This window comes from Acidithiobacillus sp. (assembly GCF_023229925.1).
Classification (GTDB): domain Bacteria; phylum Pseudomonadota; class Gammaproteobacteria; order Acidithiobacillales; family Acidithiobacillaceae; genus Acidithiobacillus.
Genome location: NZ_JALNYM010000004.1, coordinates 1 through 18975, shown reverse-complemented (window position 1 = coordinate 18975; position 18975 = coordinate 1). Strand labels below are relative to the sequence as shown.

Here is an 18975-nt window from a genome sequence, read left to right as displayed (position 1 = left end):
AAGCGGGCCCACCCCAAGGGGGTCACTGCAGTGGAATGGTTTGTTGTTGAGGCTGCTGCGGTGCCGTCGACTGGCTGCCGGTTGGGGGCAACACCGCTCCCGCCGGAGCTTCAGCACTGGCAGTCATCCCCAACCGCTGCGAAAGAAGTTTTTGGAATTGCAAAGACATTGGCTTGTCGCCAAAAGTCCCAATGCGGATATTGGCCTTGGTAACATCCGTCGCCATCGACGTCAGCGTCACCTTGACCGTCTGTCCCTCCTGGGTAGTACCTTCTATCAAATACTCAGAAGGACGCTTGCGGATTTCACCGTTATAGCGAATGCCCATTTCCCTGAATGCCGCCCGTGACGCCGCACTGACCTGATTCGCCGAGGTCGGGTAAAACGCGTAGAAATTGGCAACCCCGCCGTTCTCCACATAAGCTACCGCCCCGCCACCAGCTCCAGCTGCAACGAGCGCCACACATCCGCCAAGCGGCAGCGTCACCACCGCACTTGCCGCCACCGCCAACCACGTCAACCGCCGCCGCATCGCCATGCCAACCCCCTAGCTCCGTGAAAGAAAACGGCTACAAAAAAACCCGGCAGAACCGGGCTTCTTCAGTTTTTTGGTACCGAGAGTCGGACTCGAACCGACACGATGTCACCACCACCGGATTTTGAGTCCGGCGCGTCTACCAGTTCCGCCATCCCGGCAAAATACCAGAAAGCATAATAAGTAATCTGCCCGCCCTAAGCAAGACCGGGCAGACCATCAGGGATTAACGCCATCCCCAGCCCGGCCCCCCCCACCAACCCCAAGGCCCCCAAGGTCCGCCATACCAGCCTCCGTTGATAAAGACCGTACTCGTGGTTGGTTCAGGTTCTTCCACCGGCCACAAATACACGGTGCTGGCTTGCAGATTTGGGTAGGGATACTCGTATCCTCCAATCTTTTCCACATGCACCCCTGTCACTGTACCCACAAAGGTAATCTCTCGTCCCGCCGCGTAGAGCACGGGGTCGTAGAACCCTGGAGCACAAGCAATAAATCGCCCTTCATCGAACCTTTTCTGACCAAGATAGGGCCGCCCATCCTGACGCAGTGGTAGCGCCATTACTGTAAAACACGTCTCCTGAGCCTTTGGCTGGGCCTGAATCAGCGTCCCCCCCCAGCGCACCAGCTTTCCGCCTTCTGCACCTGCCTGCGCCTGATGCGGCGTAATGGGCGGAAACTGCCCACTCACCGGCGTAACTGTTTCGCACCCCCCCAAGACTATCGCCACAATCACAGCCGTCAATGCCTTCAATATGTTCATTGCCCCCTCCCGCAGCATCGCCACCGTTCACAGTATAGACCATCTTCAGGAGCACATTACGGTACCGACCCAAGTACTTGCGGAACACTACGCGGCCCAGGACAACTCCGCACACAGCCCGCCTCCTGCGGAATTGAATAGGCGCAGGCGCATCCCCTGCGCTTCTGCCAACTGACGGGCAATCGCCAGACCAAGGCCACTGCCCTCACTATGCCCTCGCGCGTCATCCAGACGAATGAACGGTTCAAAAACTTTCTCCAAATCTACCTCCGGGATCCCCGAGCCCGCATCGCATAGACGTAACAGGAAATGCCCCGGTGTTTTCTGAAACTCTGCCGTCACCCTCCCGCCACCATAGCGCAAGGCATTATCCAGCAGATTGGACAACAGACGGCGCAAAGCCTCCCGGTCTCCCCGGAAGGGATAACGACGCGGTAATGTGGCCTCCCAGTGACCGCCCTCCCGCTGGAAATCCGCGCCCACTTCGGCCAGCAATACCATCAGATCAAAATCCGCCACCTTCGCTGCCATACCGCGACCCAGCGCAAGAGATTGGGCCAGCAGCTCATCCATCCGCTCCATATCCTGCAGCATGCCGTCCCGAAGACGCTGCGGCGTAGTCTCCGGCAACAACTCCCAAGCCATACGCAGGCGCGCCAGCGGTGAACGCAGATCGTGGGAAATCCCGGTCAGCAACAACGACTGATGATTAATCATCGCCTGCAAACGGGTCCGCAGGTTAGCGAAAATATTGAGGATATTCTGGAATTCATAAGCACCGCCACGCGGCAAACTCGGCAACGGTGCCTTTAACGATCCACGCAATGCCTCTGAAATCACCCCGAGAGGCCGTAATACCCGGCGTACCAGAATCATCGTCAGCACCAACAGTGCGAGTGTTGAAAAAACCAGCACAAAAATCATCGCGATGGGCAGAGACGAGGCCAACCGCCCTCGGTCAAAATGTACCCAAACCGTTTGTCCAGAAACAGTAACCGGCACCCAAAACGTACGCACGCTCCCGCCCAAAACATCCACCCGCACGGATTCTCCTAAGCGTCTGGCCAGCGCACGACTAAGCAACCAGCCGTATATATGTCCATGGGTATGCTTTATAGAACGATCGAGATGCGCGGCAATTTCTACCCCATTATCAGCCCGCAGGCTGGCTAAAAAAGCGGGGCGCTCTTGCGGAGACAGTTCGGCATAGGTTTTCGCACTGATCACAATCAAACCTGCCAAGTCCTCCGCCGAGCGCTCGGCCAGCGGATATAGCACCGTAGCTACAATGATCACCAAGGTCAGAATTTGCAGAACAACAATGCCCAGCCCTAAGGTCCAGGCCGTTTGTGAAAACAGGCTGCGTCCGCGCCACAAACTCATGGGACAGGCATGAACCGATACCCAGCGCCACGCTCTGTCTGCAAAAAGCGCGGTTGCCGGGGATTTTCTTCAATGATTTTGCGCAGACGGGTCACCCGTACATCGATGCTCCGATCAAAACGCCCGTCCCCTTCACCACCTAATAAGTGCAGCAATAGGTCGCGACTCAGGATGCGCCGTGGGCGCTGCGCAAAGACCAGCAGCAGGTCCATTTCCGCGGGATTCACATCAACCTCCGCATCACCGCGATAGAGCCGTCGCTCGGCCATATGCAAATGAAAATCACCAAAGTAGAGTTTTTCGCCGCCTTCATTTTTTCCGCTGCGGCGTAACAAGGCCCGGAGACGCGCCAGCAACTCCCGGGCATTAAAAGGCTTAGCCAGGTAATCGTCGACACCACTTTCCAGCCCAAGAATACGCTCTTCATCCTCGCCACGGGCCGAGAGCATAAGAATCGGAGGCCCTCCATCCTTCCTGCGCAGATCCTTGGCGAGGCTGATGCCATCCTGTCCCGGCAACATCCAGTCGAGCACCATCACATCCACCGGCCCTGCCGCCAGTTGCTGACGCATCTGCTGCCCGTTGGCCGCCAATAGCACCGCGAAGCCCTGGGCCTGGAGAAACTCCCGTAACATCGCCGCAAGCCGCTGATCATCATCCACTATTAAAACAACCGCCATCCTAGCCTCGCAATATCCTGAAAACAGTTGCCGCTACATGCAGACAGATCGAACCTGCAAAAAAGCGTTCTCCGGAAATATACTCGAAATATGACGGGTCCATTGTAACACCATAGGCAGTAGCGGTACCCAAACCAAAAGATAGAGTGGAGCGAAAAGATCAGGCAGCCCGGTATCAACCAGCCTATTCAAGGCGCGCGGGTTGCAGCATAGGTTTTGTAGCGGTTGTTTTGCGGCTATTAGACGGGCTTCCGGCCCGTCTTTTTTTGTCCCACGGGCCTGGGCGTCAACCAGAATCGAAGCGACCCTCACCCCGAAAATTATTTTGAACAGGAAATATTTCAGAAACAAAAGCAGCGTAGCCTTGGTTCCATGACGAGGGGGCGGCTCCAAATCTCTGATGTGGGGAGACCGCCCGACGGGTTTATCACATCAAGAGCCAGAGGTCACGGCACTTAGTGAGAAAGGGTTTTGTAGCGGTTGTTTTGCGGCTATTAGACGGACCTCTGGTCCGTCTTTTTTTTTGGCCTGAAAGCGATGGTATACTAGCCCGACCCGACCAACAAGGATGCCGCATGGACCCCAAATCACACCGCCTCATCTGGATTGACCTGGAAATGACCGGTCTGCGGCCGGAACAGGATCAGATTCTGGAAATCGCCACGCTGGTCACGGACAACAGTCTGCGAATTCTCTGCGAAGGTCCGGTATTAGCCGTGCATCAGCCGGAATTCGTACTCGCAACTATGGATGACTGGAACCAGCGTACCCATGGCGCTTCCGGCCTCTTGCAAAGGGTCCGCGATAGTCGCCTGGATACATCTGCAGTAGAAACACAAACCTTGGATTTTCTGCACCAGCATGTTACGGCAGGCACCTCACCGATCTGCGGTAGCAGCGTATGTCAGGATCGCCGCTTTTTAGCCCGCCTGATGCCGCGACTGGAGCGTTTCTTTCACTACCGGATGATTGATGTGAGCACCATCAAGGAGCTCGCCACGCGCTGGTATCCGCATCTGCCCAAATTCCCTAAAGCCGAGCGCCACGAAGCACTGGCCGACATCCGCGAATCCATTGGTGAAATCGCTTACTACCGCGAACGGCTTTTCCCGCAAGCATCTTTACCAACCTCCGAGGCTGAAAACACAGAAACTGAATAGACCCATCTGCTGCTTCTTCCCGTTCCAGAGGCATCACCACTCATGATGGGCGTGCTGGTTTCGACGTCGGCCCAGTGCCGGCGCGCCTGCTCCAATGTTAAGATGGCGATTTGCAGCCGTTCAGCAATTTAGGGCGGGGTGGATGCAGTGCTCATCATGGAGGCGCCAGCGCCAGTGGATATTGATCTCTTCTATGAACTCGCCGTCCCGGCCCATCTAGGCCGTAGCGAGGCCCAGGTTTATCATGAAACCCTGGATGAATTCAGCCTCGCCGATACCCTGGGTTTCCACGGCGCATGGCTCGTGGAACACCATTTCATGCGCGAATACTCCCACTCCAGCAGCCCGGAAATCTTCCTCGCGGCGGCCAGCCAGCGCACCAAGAACCTGCGTCTCGGCCACGCTGTCGTCGTGCTGCCCTACAGCCATGCCGTCCGTGTTGCGGAACGCGCCGCCGCCCTGGATATCCTCAGCCACGGACGCCTGGAGATGGGCATCGGTCGAGGCTTTTCCCCTAAAGAGTATCAACTTTTTGGCAGCCAAATGGCGGACAGCAGGCTTCACATGCAAGAAGGGCTGCAGATCCTTCGCCAGGCGGGTGGTGGACCCTTCAGCCATCATGGGAAACTCTACCATTTCGATGCGCTGGATATTCTTCCCAAACCCCTCCAGCAACCCCATCCACCGCTGTGGACGGCAGCCGTGAGCCCGGCGACTATCCAATGGGCAGCGCGGGAAGGTATCGGCGTGCTTTCCGGGCCGTTTAAACCCTGGTTCCTCATCAAACAAGATCTTCGTGCCTATAAAAAGAACTGGCGACAACACCACGGAGAAGGTCCTTTGCGAGCCGGCCAAAACGCGGGTTTTGCCATGACCATTGGCTGCCTGTGTCTGGAGGATGCGGCGGAGGCACGTCGTTGGGCCGAGGGCTTCACCTGGTATTACCAGCGGCTGCTGGACCAAACACGGCCGGTCCTCGCACAACTAAAAGAAAGCTATGAATACTATCATCGTCTTGGTTTTCTCGAACCACTGCTGCGTCGTAGCCTCAATTTGCGGCTGCTGGAAACCATGGGCATGGTCGTCGTTGGCGACCCGGCTACCTGCCGCCAGCGACTGGCCCGCTATGCCCGCGCCGGAGTGGATCGCCTGATTTTGGCCGTCGGTGCTGGGATGGTCCCCAGCCACGTCACCCAGCGCTCGTTGCGCTTGCTCGCCGCCGAGGTGTTACCTGCCCTGCGCGGCACATCCCCCCACTGATGCAGGTACTGGTCACTGGCGCGGCAGGCCATACGGCAGCGGCTCTGCTTCCCGCCCTACTCATTCGCCCGGATATTCACCGGGTCATCGCACTGGATCGTCGGGCTCCCGCAATGCGGCATCCACACCTGCATTACCTGCCTTTGGATATCCGCGATCCGCGGCTTGTCGAGCACCTGACCGGCGTGGATTGTGTGATTCATCTCGCCTTTCTCGTGCTGAGTCCGCGCCTCGGGCCGCATCGGCGCTGGCGTGAGGAGATGCGCCAAATTAACCTTGATGGTAGTCGGCAACTGTTCCGTGCGGCGGCAAATGCCGGTGTACCGCAAGTCATCTACTCCAGTAGTGTGGCGGCTTATGGCGCATGGCCAGACAACCCGGTCCCCATTGCCGAAAGCCAGCCTTGTCGGCCTGTGCCAGGGTTCGCCTACAGCGAAGACAAGGCTGCACTGGAGCAATGGCTGGATGCGTTCACGACCAGCCAAAAGAAAACCGTTGTCTCCCGCCTGCGCCTGCATGCCATCATCGGTCCCCATGGGCAGGCATTGGTGAATGATATTGCGACGAGCCCTTACGGATTGCGTCTACGCAACCCGGACATGCCCATTCAGTGTCTCCACGAAGATGATGCGGTCACCGCTCTGCTGGCGGCACTGAGCTATGGACAGGGTGGTATCTTCAATATTGCGGCACCCGATCCCATCCCCTGGTCCAGCATTCCCCGCCGCTGGCAGTTGCCGCTCTCCCCCAGGCAACTGCACCGCGTACATACCTGGCTGCGCCCTTTTAGTACCGGCCTCGGCGATCCCGGCTGGCTGCAAGTGCTGGAAAACCCGCTTATTGTCGACATTACCCACGCCCAAAAGGCACTCGGGTGGCGCCCCCGTTATGATGTACGCCACAGCATCGCCCAGGTACGCGATGCCGGTGGGTTGGACCCAATACACCCTTGGAGCGGGTGAGCGTCCGTGGCAGAATGGCTCATGAACTTCGCCCAACGTATCCCCGCGCCGGCTCAGATTCAGCGTCATCATGATGCTTTGGTCGATCGGCTTAGCCAGCACAGCAGTAACTATCGGGACCCCGTCCAGACGGTTCCGTGGGAGAGCCTCGACGCGGAAGCGGCTTGGCTCCCGGAGGAATTGCTATCACTGTACGGATTGCCCGAATATGCGCAACTGAGTCAGGACGAACGTATCCGCCTTTCCCAGGTCGAATTCGTCTCCTTCTGCGAGCTGGGTCTATGGCTGGAGGCCCTCTTTATCCAGCGCCTGGGTGCCAACTCGCTACAGGTGATGTACCGCGATCCGGTCAGCTACCATTATCAGCTTCATGAACTGCGGGAAGAAGTGGGACACAGCCTCATGTTTCTGGAATTACAGCAACGCTCGCAACTCCCATTTATGACCCCCTTGAGTAAGCGCCCGCCCCTGGCTCGTCTTTTCGCCCGTTACGCACCTGAAGGCTCCGCGGCTTTCTGGGCAACCATTCTAATTGGTGAGAATGTGCCAGACCGCATGAATCGGCTGATCTTTGCGCATAAGGATCTGCCCGCAGCGGTGCTGGCCATTACCCACATCCATATGCGCGAGGAAGCGCGTCACATGGCTTTTGCCCGCACCACCATTCAGATGCGCAGTCAGGTCATGGGCCGCGCGAAAAAACGTTTCATCAGCCCGGTTTTGCGCGAGGTGTTTCGCCAGTTTTTGCGGACCAGTTTCTTTCCAAGCGAACAGGTCTATGCGGCGGCAGGGCTGAGCGATCCACGGATTTGGGCGCGCCGCGTGCGCCGCAACCCACATCGTATTAACCTTATGAATCAGTGTGCAGCACCCAGTCGCGATTTTCTGCGTACGCAAGGCTTTGCCTTGTGAACGGCCGTTTCCTGCTATAGTTTGAAAGTTATGGAGAATAAAATGCGATTCCATCCTGGAACTATCCTCGTCTCCCCCGACGCGCAAGCCATCTTCGAATCTGGAGAAATTGATCCGCAAGAACTGCTCCGTCATCACGTCCTGGGCGAGTGGGGTGAGGCTATGGAAGAAGACTTAATTGAAGCCAGTGAAAAGGCCATTCGCGACGGCGGGGCGGTCGTCAGTACCTGGCAGGTAAGCGGGTATACCGTCTGGATTCGTACCGATGCTGGTCGGGAAACCACTATTATTGACGTTCCACTCGACTCCTGAGGTGTGCCATGGCGGCATTGCAGATTGCAACTCAGCCCTTCGCCGATCAACGCCCCGGCACCTCAGGGTTGCGTAAAAAGGTCAAGGTTTTCCAGCAGCCGCATTATCTCGAGAATTTTGTTCAATCCATCTTCAATGCCATTCCTGATCGCGCTGGGGAAACCCTTGTTCTCGGTGGCGACGGACGTTTTTATAACCGTGAAGCCATACAGATCATCCTCCGGATGGCTGCAGCGAATGGCTGGGGCAAAGTCATTGTCGGACGGGGCGGGCTCTTCTCTACACCGGCCGTTTCCACAGTCATCCGCGCGCGGAACGCTCACGGCGGTATCATCCTCAGCGCCTCCCATAATGCCGGGGGGCCTGACCACGATTTTGGCATCAAGTACAACACAGCCAACGGCGGACCCGCGTCGGAAAAGATCACCGATGCCATCTGGGCTGCCAGTAAATCCATCCAGGATTATCAGATTCTGGAGAGCACGGATGTCGATATCGACCATGATGGGAAGTTTTTGCTGGGTGAGATGCAGGTAGAAGTCTGCGACCCGGTAGCCGAGTATGCAGAACTGATGGCCCGCATTTTTGATTTTGACGCGCTGGGACGGCTCTTGCAGGGGCCCTTCCAGATGCGTTTTGATGCGATGCACGCCATTACCGGTCCCTATGCCCACGAGATTTTTGAAAAGCGTCTGGGGGCACCGGTGGGCACAGTGGTCAATGGTATCCCGCTCATGGATTTTGGGGGCGGCCATCCCGATCCAAATCTGGTTTATGCCAAGCCCCTGGCCGATCACCTGTTCGCGGAGAACGCACCCGACTTTGGCGCTGCATCCGATGGTGATGGCGACCGTAACATGGTCCTGGGACGCCGCTTTTTTGTGACGCCTAGTGATTCGCTGGCAGTGCTCGCAGCCCACGCCACCGCGATCCCCGCCTACCGCCAAGGACTGAAGGGCGTCGCGCGCTCCATGCCCACCAGCCAGGCCGCGGATGTGGTCGCTGAGGCCCTGGGTATTGCGCACTATGAAACGCCCACCGGCTGGAAATTTTTTGGCCATCTGCTGGATGCGGGCAAAATCACCTTTTGTGGTGAGGAGAGCTTCGGCACCGGGTCGGACCATATCCGTGAAAAGGACGGACTCTGGGCGATACTGGCCTGGCTCTCAGTGATCGCACATACCGGGCAATCCGTGGCCGACATCGTCACCCAGCATTGGCAGCGGTTTGGGCGTCATTACTACACCCGTCATGATTACGAAGGGCTCCCGACGGAAACGGGCGAGCAAATCATGCAGAGCATGACCGCCCAATTACCGGTGCTCCCCGGTCAGGCACTGGCGGGACGTGAGATACTCACTGCCGATGATTTTACCTATGCGGATCCCATCGATGGCAGTGTCAGTGCGCATCAGGGCCTGCGCCTGCTCTTTGCCGATGGCGCCCGGCTGATATTCCGCCTGTCGGGCACGGGAACCGAAGGCGCCACATTGCGTATTTATCACGAGCATCTGGAAAAGGACCCGCAGCGTCAGCAACAAGACCCGCAGCGCGCCTTGCGCGACCTGATTCAGCTCGGCAGGAATCTCACCCGAATAGAAACCCTCACGGGTCGCAAGGCCCCCACTGTTATCACCTGATGAAGGAGTCCGATCATGATGAATTATGAAAGCGATAGCGATAATGGCATTGGCTACAGCGCCCTGGGGATCGCCTTGGTGGCAGGCGCGGTGGCCGGCGCAGTCACCGCCTTGCTCTTTGCCCCACAAACGGGTGATCGCACCCGCGAACAATTGCGGCATCAGGCTAATCGGGCCTGGGATCGTGTCGTTGCCTCGCGCGAGCGGATGAATGAACGGGTTGAGGAACTGCTCGACACCATCGCCATTTATAGCGAGGAGCTGGTGCAGAAGGGTAAGGAACTCAGCGACAGGGAGCGCCAACGCTTGAATGATGGTATTGGTCTTGCGCGTGGGGAACTGGACCGTTTGCGGCGCCGTCTTTCTCGTTTAGATTGACCGCGGCGGGGGGAGCGGCTATTCTCTGCGGCGACGGGGCGTAGCGCAGCTTGGTAGCGCGCCTGCTTTGGGAGCAGGATGTCGTAGGTTCGAATCCTATCGCCCCGACCAATCTTAGATGTCTGCACGACAGGGGTTGTGTCGCATCTTCCTCAGTACTCCTGTCAGAATGCACCGCATCAGTAGACCGGTCCCGGCGCTCGCATGTCTAAGGTTCAGCCTTAGAGAATACCGAGCATGGCAGCACGTAGAACCGCTACAGTCTTGTTGTTAACCCGCAACTTACTTATAGCATTACTTATATGGAAATTAACTGTCCGTTCAGTAATACCTAATATGCCTGCAACTTCACCAGCGGTCTTTCCATCACCTGTCCAGCGGAGCACTTCTACCTCCCGGTCAGATAACTGGATTTCCGTCTCCGGTTGGAATTTTTCCAAGGCGACGTGCGATAAGGCACCCAGTGCCATTTGCGACAACCACATGATCTCCATGGCTTTGCTTTCCCATTCGATGGCAGACACATTTTCTCCGGATCTTGCAAGCGTGAGGAGGCTTCCGATCCCGTTTACTCCGATGGAAGGTTGCGCCAGGCCAGCTACCAATCCGAACGAACGGGCCTCTTCCCAAAATTCCGGGGTAGCCGCAAAAACCTCTTCGGACCAGATGACCGGCGAAACTGTCCGTTTCGCGCGCTGTACTGTGGGATCAATACAGTAGTAATTCTTTAGCTTATATTGTTGCTGCCAGGCTGATGGATAGTTGCTGAAGATCATGGTTTTCGGCCGCGTAAGCGGGAGCGGCGCAGATAAACCATAGGCGCAGTAATCAAACCCCAGTGCGTGAGCGATGGGCACGAGTTCCTTCATGATCTGCGATTCGGTAGTAGCCTGCTCAAGCGCCTGCAGCAGGTCCTTTTTCCAGAAAGAATTCATAGCACAATTTCCTAACATTCTAATTTCGCAAAGCCAATCCCGTCTGGGGCTATGGCTCTCCCCGCTGCCAAGGTTAATTAGAGGATTATTGAAAAACTGCATGACCCATTCTGGATCAGGTGTGAGATCAGGGATTACTCAAGACCTCAGGTGAGCGGGTCGCGGTAGAGACTGCCGTTACCAGCGATGGGGTTACCCGTTTTGATAGCAGTACAAATTGTCACCCATCCGTATCCTTTCCAGATACCATACACTGGATAGTGGGGAGAGTCTTACCCCATTTCCTTAGCCGCCAACGGGAAACAACAGAAACTCTTTTGTAACCTCCTGTCATGGTTGACATTGTCACAAGCAGGGTGATTTGTATAACCTTGACTTTTAATAAATGGAAGAACAAATGTATTCCAAGGGAAAGTACGGGATGAAGCAGATGATAGGTGAAAATAGGGTGATTTCACAGGACGGCTATATCCGTCTGACACCAGAGGCGATGGTGGATGTCCAGCTGAAACATATGATATCCGGCCTAGATCAGGAGGAAAATGAAAGCAGGAATGGCGGTACAAGTAGAACCCGTATTACCGGATATACTGAATGGGTGAGCAATGACATTCCTTATATTTCTCTGGGTTGGGACTGGGAGCTGGATGTCATATCAGAACGGCTGGGTTATGTGAGGACAGGTGAAGCGCGAAGCAACATCATGATGATTAATAGCCACTATATAGACATTGGGAGAAGAGATACAAGAGAAATACTTGGATCAATAATTGACGTGACAGATTGGAAAATCGTAGTGCATCAATATGTTACAGAAAGATACCGTTACCTGTAAGATCTGACAGTATTTCCTCAACACTGGGCCTGCTATTTTCTCATCCGAATTCAGGCACGTTTGCGAGGATATATGCGGCTTGTATCTAACTGGTCCGAAAATTTTCTCCAAAATCAGTACAAAAGACTGGCAGAATATCGCCATCAGGTATTCGTCGAGCGTCTGGGATGGGAAGACCTTAGATCGGAAAGCGGATTAGAAATGGACCAGTTTGACCGCAACGACACAATTTATATCGTTGCAGAAGAAGATGATGGCCATATAGTAGGGTGCGCAAGGCTGCTTCCAACCACAAAACCTTATCTCCTTGGTGAGGTTTTCCCGCAACTGTACAACGGTCTTAATCCTCCATGTTCACCAGATGTATGGGAACTTTCAAGATTTGCGGCACTCGATATCAACAAAAGAAACGTGTCGTCAAGCCAGGTTTCATCGCCAATCGCAAGGCAATTGCTGGAAGAGTCAATTTCCTGCGCAGTGGCCCAGGGTGCAAAGCGGCTAATTACTGTATCTCCCCTAGGAATTGAAAGGCTGCTGTTGCGATCTGGCTTCAATTCACACAGAGCGGGTCCGCCAGTGATTATAAGTGGACATCCGACATTCGCATGCTGGATTGATCTGGAGTAGCCCGCAAGTCAAAACGTGCTGGATAAGTTCAAGAGATATCGAGCCGCATCTGGCAGCAATTGTTTTACCTTCGATAGCAGCATATTTCTAATTAACTTCAATGCGTTAATCAAAGCACTCGCGATCGTTTTTAGCCATGCGTGCCGGTCTTTGCGACAGGGCTGAACTCGGCGCGTCTCTGTAGAGTCAGCGGAGAGGAGCGGGGGATCGAAACGGATCTGCCGGTAGCTTTTCTGTCAATCATCACGAGAAGAGGAGTATCGAACATGGCAATTCAGAAAATTGGCAAACTCAGCCTTCACAACGGCGGCGGCTTCGTGGCTCGCGGGCAGGTCGCGTATATCGACGACAACGGCGAGAAGCATCTTTCGGGCTCGACGGGAGACATTCTCCTAGGGCAAACAAATGACATTGATCCGGGTGCCCTGGGCGTTCCGAATGGATCGATAATCTCACTATACGTCTTTGTGGTCTGGGGAACGGACAACGAGGCTCGCCAGTCCTTCATCTTCGAGCAGGGCAGCAAGGTGAAGGCCAACTACACGATCACGGGCACGACGCTAAGCAATACGCTGGGACTGATCAACGTCGATTGACCTTCGGGTTTTTTCCCTGCGATCTCGGGCGCGGGCGGTTTTGTAGTAGCAATCGAGTGGTTCCATGGACGGTTCGGCTTGCTGGAGCCGGCAAGGAGAGCGTACATCATGAGTGACTCAATCCATATCGACGGCGGCGACGGTACGACGTGGCGCAACTGGGCTGGCAATCTATCGTCACTGCCCGAGGAGATTCTGAAACCAGTCAGCCTGAAAGAGGTGCAGGAGTTGGTGCGCAACCGCAACGGCAACAAGATCCGTAGCTTCGGCACGGGGCACTCCTTCAGCCCGCTGGTGGTGGCCAACGGGCAGACGCTGGTGGACCTGTCGAACTACATGGAGGGCGGACGCAAGGCGTGGCGGTGGCAGAAGGACGGGCAGGACTTTGTGAGCATCCTTCCGTCGGCGCGATGGAGCGAGGTGCGCGATGCGCTCATGACGCGCGACTCTCCACTACCGCGCATGTACATGCCGAGCACAGGGGCACTGGCCTCGATCAACGCGGTGGGCTTTCTGGCTGCGGGGTGTCACGGCACCGGGTGGCACGAGAAGACGGTGTCAGACTTCATCACCGAGATCGAGTTCGTCGCTGCCGACGGTGAGGTGCACGTGTTCTCTGACGCGACCACGCCCAACGACATGCCGGCGGCGCGGGTGAGCCTGGGGCTGCTGGGCATTATCACTCGGGTGACGCTGCGGGTAGAGCCGGTCTTCAAGCTGCTGGACGAAGAGATTGTGGTGCCAACGGAGAATATCGTCGGGCCGAATCCTTCGAAGACGGGCGGCGAGATCAGCACCGTAAACCTGCACAAGTTGCTGGTCGGCAACGAGTACATCGAGCTGTTCTGGTTTCCCGGCAGTGGCTTCGACGGCAGCATCTGGGTGAAGAAGTTCAACCGGACGGATACCGAGATGCGCGACATTCCGTTGCGGCCCGACGGTTGGATCGACAAATACGCGTCGGCGGTGATGAGCTGGACCGCCGAGAACCCGATCATCTGGAACATCCTGCTTCCGCTGACCTGGAACACGATCCGCGATCGCTGCAAGGCAATTGAAGACAAGCACGGCTTTGTGGCGGAGGCGCCGCGCGTCTTCTTCTATGCGGACCAGGCGTTTCCCATCCTTGATCTGGAGGTGGCGATCCCGATCCCGGTCAAGGCGGACGGCACGTGGGAGCTTCGTAACGTCGTCGAAGCGTGGTATGCGGCGTTGAACTATGCCTACAAGGAGCAGGGGAACTTTCCGCTGACGACCTGCCTGCATGCGCGGTTTACCAAGGCGAGCCAGTCTCTACTGTCTCCGGCGTACTCGGCCAACCCGGAGGACCGCGTGTGCTGGATCGAGATACTGAGCGCATATCCCAAGGATGAACCGGATCCGGGGAAGCGTTCCCACGCGATGAAAGCACACATGGCCATGATCGAGGAGGTGGTGCCGAAGTGGATCAAGGACGGCAAGGGGCGGCCGCACTGGGCCAAGAACTGGCAGTACGTGCAGCCGACGATAATGATGCACGATCTTTATCCGGCGGAGAATCTGCGCGCCTTCAATACGCTGCGCCAGAAGCTCGATCCCGAGGGCGCTTTCATGAACGCATTTTTCGAGCATCAAAATCTCTTCTCGCGTTGACGGGAGGCCTTACGAGTAGGAAGGTGGGGAGCTTAGACGATTATCCCTAACCGCGTCCTTCAGCCCTTTGCCGGCCTTGAACGACGGGCTTTTTCGCGCGGGAATATCAATGGCCACGCCTGTTGCGGGATTGCGCCCCTGCCGCGCGGAGCGGTCCGCCACGGAGAATGAGCCGAAGCCTACTAAACTGACACTCTCGCCAGCAGCCATAGCGTTCGTTACCGCATGAATAACCGCATTGATGACCGCCGCCGCCGTCTGCTGTGAAACGTCTGCCACCTTAGCGACCTGATTTACCAATTCCTGCTTGTGCATAGGGATACTCCTTCGTTAGCTAATGACGCTTTATAGGTTTAGTCGAAGAATGTTGGCGACTCAAGGTTTCGTTCCCTCCGGATCATTTGAACACATCTCAGTCCTCGTCAAACCATACCCACAGCGCACGCTGCCGGCGACAACCCCATATCGACCGCAATTCCAGATGAATGTACTGCGGTGGTGGTCCAGTCGGAAGAAAAATACGTGTTTTTTTCTATAACAGTTTTATAGCCTATTTATAATACAATTGGTTATACTCAACACACTGCCAAATTGTAGAGGCTGCAAAGATCTGATATTCTTTTTTTATTTCATAATGTTACGGTGGTTAACCTGGTGCTTTTTGAACAGGATGTCGTAAGTTCGAATCCTATCGCCCCGACCAATTAAAGCGAAGTGAACCATGCCTGAGCCCAAGGAAGTAGAAGCAGCCTTCTGGCGACAGCCTTTGCCCAACCTTTTTCATGCGCTCAATAGCCGCCCTCATGGCTTGACCACAGCAGAAACCGCTTCGCGACTGGCATCTTTCGGCCCGAACGCGCTGCGGCCCGCGCGACGCGGCGCGCTTTTCCGGCTGTTTCTCTCCCGTTTTCGCAATCCCCTGGTCATTATCCTTCTGGTCGCCAGCGCGATTTCTGCCGTAACGGGCGACAAGGCCAGTTTCCTGATCATCAGCGCCATGGTGGTGATGAGCGTAGCCCTGGACACCGTGCAGGAATACCGCGCTGGGCAGGCGGCCGAGCGGCTCAAGCGATCCGTCGCCGTGCGCGCCACCGTCTTGCGCGATGGGCGCCCGTGCGACATTCCGATTTTCGAGTTGGTGCCAGGGGATGTGGTGCTGCTGACCGCAGGCGATTCGGTCCCCGCAGATGGGCGGCTAATCGAGGCACGGGATTTTTTTGTCAATCAGGCACTCCTCACCGGTGAGCCGTACCCGGTGGAAAAACATGCGACCGAGCTTTCCGGGGAAGCAGATCTGGACACCGCCGATAATGCGGCCTTCATGGGCACCTCCGTTATCAGTGGCAAGGCGACTCTCCTCGTCTGCCGCACCGGCCTGGGCACTGCCCTCGGCGAGATCGCCGACAGCCTGGCCAGCAAGCCACCCCCGACTTCCTTCGAACGGGGCACACGCCAATTCGGCATGCTGATCATGCGCCTGACGGTTTTGCTGGCCTTATTCGCGCTTTTCGTCAACACCGCGTTTCACCGCCCCCTGCTGGAGTCCTTTCTGTTCGCCGTCGCACTCGCGGTGGGGCTCACGCCGGAACTCCTACCGATGATCGTTTCGGTTACCCTCGCGCGCGGCGCCATCCGGATGGCCAGGAAAAAGGTGATCGTCAAACGCCTGGCGTCGGTGCAAAATCTGGGATCGATGGACGTGCTCTGCACGGACAAGACGGGAACGCTCACCGAAGCGCACATCCGGCTCGAGCGCCACGTGGATCCCTTGGGGCGTGAGAGCGGTAGGGTGCTGGAATTAGCTTATCTCAACAGTCATTTCGAGACCGGGCTGAAAAGCCCTCTGGACGACGCCATTCTCGCCCATCAGGAAATCAACGTCCGTGCCTGGCGAAAAATTGATGAAGTACCCTTCGACTTCGAGCGGCGGCGGGTCTCCGTGCTGGTGGAAAAAAACGATAGCCGACTTTTGGTAGTGAAGGGCGCTCCCGAGGACATACTTCGACTTGCCGTGGCGTATGAGGTGGAGGGGGTCCAAACCCCATTCGACACACCGACACGGGATCGGGCAGGGGCATTGTGCGACGAGTTGGGACAGAAAGGCTTTCGGGTGCTGGGTATCGCTTGGCGAAGTGTGCCGCTTGACCATCCCCACGCCGTGGTGAGCGATGAAACCGAGTTGGTATTTGCGGGCTTCGCCGCTTTCCTGGATCCCCCAAAGGAAACCGCCGCGCGTGCGGTTCGCGATTTGACCCAAAGCGGTGTAACGGTGAAGATTGTTACCGGTGACAATGATCTGGTCACCCGCCACGTCTGCGCGCAGATCGGCCTGCCAGTGAGCAGGGTCCTGACCGGCGCCGAGATCCAGAAGATGGACGACTTCGCCCTGCAGGCGGTGGTGGAGGAAGCGAACCTATTTTGCCGTGTTACTCCTGCGCAGAAAAACCGCGTCATCCTGGCCCTCAAAGCACGCAGCCACGTCGTGGGCTTTCTCGGCGACGGCATCAACGACGCTCCCTCGCTCCATTCCGCAGATGTGGGGATATCCGTGGACAGCGCGGTGGACGTAGCCAAGGATGCGGCGGACATGATCTTGCTCGAACGCGACCTCGATGTGTTGTATGAAGGCATTCGAGAAGGGCGGCGTACCTTCGGTAACGTGCTGAAGTACATCATGATGGGTACCAGCTCCAATTTTGGGAACATGTTCAGTATGGCCGGTGCCACCCTGATCATCCCCTTTTTGCCCATGCTGCCAGTACAGATCCTGCTCAACAACTTCCTTTACGACCTCTCGGAGGTTGCGATCCCGCTGGACAACGTGGATGAGAGCTATTTATCACATCCTCACAAGTGGGATATGGCCTTCATTCGCAACTTCATGATGGTGATCGGCCCGATCAGTTCGCTTTTCGACTTCCTCACTTTTTATGTCATGTTGCATGTTTTCCATGCTGGCGAGGAAATGTTCCACACCGGCTGGTTCATCGAATCCATCGCCACCCAGGTTCTGGTAATATTTGTCATTCGTACCCGCTTTAATCCCTTGACCAGCCGTCCGCACCCCGTGCTGGCGGGAACCTCATTAGCCGTGGTCGCGGTGGCGGCCCTACTGCCTGCGACCCCACTAGGCGCCGCACTGGGATTTGTGACGTTGCCATTGGATTTCTTCGCGATACTTATGGCCATGGTCATCGTGTATCTGATGGCGGTGGAAGGGGTGAAGAGATGGTTTTACCGACGCTTGGCGTAACGTCCTGGATGAGTTCCAATACGTCTCAGGTAAGAGGTCCGGCGGGGCATCTACTCAACCCTGGTAACGAGCACCCCGTGTTTTGGCCGACGCCGTGCCGCGCCGAAGTATTCCACAGGGCAAAAATTTCCGAGGGTTCGAGAACACCTCGATCTTATTTGGACACCCTACACAAGCAAGCCATCGACCTCATCAAGAGAGGATCAGGTCCGGCCCACGGTTGGCCAACTGACTTTTAAGCAGGGATAAAAAAGACAACGCAACATGGTTTTTTGCACCGCTATATATAACTGATAACACATGTTTTATTGGCGGATCTATGGGGAGTGTACAGTCCCCTGATTTGGGGTCAATCCCATTTAATCCAGACACAAAACTCACTCCCAAGCCACAGCTTACCGCATTACGAATGGCTGCAAGACCATTAAACTCATAGCGAATTTCTGGGCGTACGCCATGTTTTGAAATAGCATCAATGACATGCTCACGGATCCCTGAACCTTCTTCCCTCCAAATTAACGCTTCTTCACTCAACCAGCTTATCGGAATTGCTTTTCCATACGCAATCCAGCGATGTTTCTCCGGTACCAAAATTCTGATATCAGTCTCTATAAGCGTTTCCTGAATCCACCCACCAGTATCGCCTAATGCCTTGTCATCCTCCACGAAAATAAGGTCTGCCTGATTGCGATTGCGCTTGGCCTGCCGACTGTTTGTTGTCGTGAGACGAAAACTGACATCTGGATGCAATTTTCTGAAATCTGCAACGGCTTTAGGAATAAGTGTTTCAGCATTACTATGGCTGGCTATCAGAGCCAAGCTACCGTAAAGACGGCCCGATTCGTTATCACCCAAATACTTTATGGCTTCCAGGGCCGACTCTACCTGCTCAGCGATATGCAATAGGGACAGCCCCGCTGGCGTGGGGGTTATCCCGCGGTGATTGCGTAGATATAAGGTGTGTCCAATACGATCCTGCAACTGCTTGAGTCGCTGGGATACCGCAGGCTGACTCATGAACAAGGCATCAGCTGCCTCGTGCAGGTTACCTTTACGTGCAGCTTGGGCCCACACCAACAGTAGTTCTGGATCGATTTTTTTAGTCGACATGA

19 protein-coding genes and 2 tRNA genes are annotated in these 18975 nt (G+C 56.0%); 13 read left to right on the top strand and 8 right to left on the bottom strand.

What is annotated here, in order from left to right; translation table 11 throughout:
- Nucleotides 1-22: 22 nt before the first annotated feature.
- The 5 genes from M0P56_RS11585 to M0P56_RS11565 all read right to left on the bottom strand — a co-directional run bounded on the left by M0P56_RS11585 (nucleotide 23) and on the right by M0P56_RS11565 (nucleotide 3361).
- Nucleotides 23-538: a DUF3568 family protein gene (locus M0P56_RS11585; RefSeq protein ID WP_291510183.1), complete on the bottom strand. Its 516-nt coding sequence runs from the start codon at nucleotides 536-538 to the stop codon at nucleotides 23-25.
- A gap of 71 nt (nucleotides 539-609) precedes the next feature.
- Nucleotides 610-696: transfer RNA gene (locus M0P56_RS11580), tRNA-Leu, on the bottom strand.
- A 65-nt stretch (nucleotides 697-761) separates the two neighbouring features.
- On the bottom strand, nucleotides 762-1298 hold the full coding sequence (locus tag M0P56_RS11575; RefSeq protein ID WP_291510182.1) for a Slp family lipoprotein: 537 nt from the start codon (nucleotides 1296-1298) through the stop codon (nucleotides 762-764).
- A gap of 87 nt (nucleotides 1299-1385) precedes the next feature.
- The gene (locus tag M0P56_RS11570; RefSeq protein ID WP_291510181.1) at nucleotides 1386-2681 is read right to left on the bottom strand and encodes an ATP-binding protein; all 1296 of its coding nucleotides are present in this window, start codon (nucleotides 2679-2681) and stop codon (nucleotides 1386-1388) included.
- A complete protein-coding gene (locus M0P56_RS11565) occupies nucleotides 2678-3361 on the bottom strand; it encodes a response regulator (protein ID WP_291510180.1) in 684 nt (227 codons plus the stop codon). Before M0P56_RS11565 ends, M0P56_RS11570 begins: the two co-directional genes overlap by 4 nt.
- Nucleotides 3362-3936: 575 nt before the next feature.
- On the opposite strand from M0P56_RS11565, the gene orn reads away from it, so the two are divergent.
- The 8 genes from orn (at nucleotide 3937) to M0P56_RS11525 (ending at nucleotide 10096) form a co-directional block, all read left to right on the top strand.
- Nucleotides 3937-4521, top strand: coding sequence for an oligoribonuclease (orn, locus tag M0P56_RS11560; protein ID WP_291510179.1), 585 nt, complete (start codon nucleotides 3937-3939; stop codon nucleotides 4519-4521).
- 156 nt (nucleotides 4522-4677) lie between these two features.
- Nucleotides 4678-5781, top strand: coding sequence for an LLM class flavin-dependent oxidoreductase (locus M0P56_RS11555; protein WP_291510178.1), 1104 nt, complete (start codon nucleotides 4678-4680; stop codon nucleotides 5779-5781).
- Nucleotides 5781-6743: an SDR family oxidoreductase gene (locus tag M0P56_RS11550; protein ID WP_291510177.1), complete on the top strand. Its 963-nt coding sequence runs from the start codon at nucleotides 5781-5783 to the stop codon at nucleotides 6741-6743. Before M0P56_RS11555 ends, M0P56_RS11550 begins: the two co-directional genes overlap by 1 nt.
- Before the next feature lie 6 nt (nucleotides 6744-6749).
- Nucleotides 6750-7655 carry a diiron oxygenase gene (locus tag M0P56_RS11545; RefSeq protein ID WP_291510176.1) on the top strand — a complete coding sequence of 302 codons (906 nt, stop codon included), beginning with the start codon at nucleotides 6750-6752 and terminating at the stop codon, nucleotides 7653-7655.
- Nucleotides 7656-7697: 42 nt separating this feature from the next.
- Entirely contained in the window at nucleotides 7698-7967 is a 270-nt protein-coding gene (locus M0P56_RS11540) for a hypothetical protein (RefSeq protein WP_291510175.1), read from the top strand.
- Between the two features lie 8 nt (nucleotides 7968-7975).
- Nucleotides 7976-9607, top strand: coding sequence for an alpha-D-glucose phosphate-specific phosphoglucomutase (locus tag M0P56_RS11535; RefSeq protein ID WP_291510174.1), 1632 nt, complete (start codon nucleotides 7976-7978; stop codon nucleotides 9605-9607).
- 15 nt (nucleotides 9608-9622) lie between these two features.
- A complete protein-coding gene (locus M0P56_RS11530) occupies nucleotides 9623-9985 on the top strand; it encodes a YtxH domain-containing protein (protein ID WP_291510173.1) in 363 nt (120 codons plus the stop codon).
- Nucleotides 9986-10019: 34 nt separating this feature from the next.
- Nucleotides 10020-10096 (top strand) — tRNA-Pro (locus tag M0P56_RS11525).
- A gap of 110 nt (nucleotides 10097-10206) precedes the next feature.
- On the opposite strand, the gene M0P56_RS11520 is transcribed toward M0P56_RS11525, so the two are convergent.
- Nucleotides 10207-10920 carry an autoinducer binding domain-containing protein gene (locus tag M0P56_RS11520; protein ID WP_291510172.1) on the bottom strand — a complete coding sequence of 238 codons (714 nt, stop codon included), beginning with the start codon at nucleotides 10918-10920 and terminating at the stop codon, nucleotides 10207-10209.
- 385 nt (nucleotides 10921-11305) lie between these two features.
- Between M0P56_RS11520 and M0P56_RS11515 the strand changes: the two genes are divergently transcribed.
- The 4 genes from M0P56_RS11515 to M0P56_RS11500 all read left to right on the top strand — a co-directional run bounded on the left by M0P56_RS11515 (nucleotide 11306) and on the right by M0P56_RS11500 (nucleotide 14610).
- A complete protein-coding gene (locus tag M0P56_RS11515; protein WP_291510171.1) occupies nucleotides 11306-11755 on the top strand; it encodes a DUF4902 domain-containing protein in 450 nt (149 codons plus the stop codon).
- Nucleotides 11756-11827: 72 nt separating this feature from the next.
- Nucleotides 11828-12382 carry an acyl-homoserine-lactone synthase gene (locus tag M0P56_RS11510; RefSeq protein ID WP_291510170.1) on the top strand — a complete coding sequence of 185 codons (555 nt, stop codon included), beginning with the start codon at nucleotides 11828-11830 and terminating at the stop codon, nucleotides 12380-12382.
- A gap of 266 nt (nucleotides 12383-12648) precedes the next feature.
- Nucleotides 12649-12978, top strand: a complete 330-nt coding sequence (locus M0P56_RS11505) for a hypothetical protein (protein ID WP_291510169.1) — start codon at nucleotides 12649-12651, stop codon at nucleotides 12976-12978.
- A 108-nt stretch (nucleotides 12979-13086) separates the two neighbouring features.
- Nucleotides 13087-14610 carry a D-arabinono-1,4-lactone oxidase gene (locus tag M0P56_RS11500; RefSeq protein WP_291510168.1) on the top strand — a complete coding sequence of 508 codons (1524 nt, stop codon included), beginning with the start codon at nucleotides 13087-13089 and terminating at the stop codon, nucleotides 14608-14610.
- Between the two features lie 9 nt (nucleotides 14611-14619).
- Here M0P56_RS11500 and M0P56_RS11495 read toward each other — a convergent pair whose 3' ends face one another.
- Nucleotides 14620-14925 (bottom strand): HU family DNA-binding protein, encoded by a 306-nt coding sequence (locus M0P56_RS11495; protein WP_291510167.1) that lies wholly within the window; start codon nucleotides 14923-14925, stop codon nucleotides 14620-14622.
- Between the two features lie 406 nt (nucleotides 14926-15331).
- Between M0P56_RS11495 and mgtA the strand changes: the two genes are divergently transcribed.
- Complete coding sequence (gene mgtA, locus M0P56_RS11490) at nucleotides 15332-17863, top strand: magnesium-translocating P-type ATPase (protein ID WP_291510166.1); 2532 nt, start codon at nucleotides 15332-15334, stop codon at nucleotides 17861-17863.
- A gap of 192 nt (nucleotides 17864-18055) precedes the next feature.
- Here the strand turns inward: mgtA and M0P56_RS11485 are convergent.
- Nucleotides 18056-18975 (bottom strand): LysR family transcriptional regulator (locus M0P56_RS11485; RefSeq protein WP_291510165.1); only part of this gene is annotated, 920 nt, incomplete at its 5' end.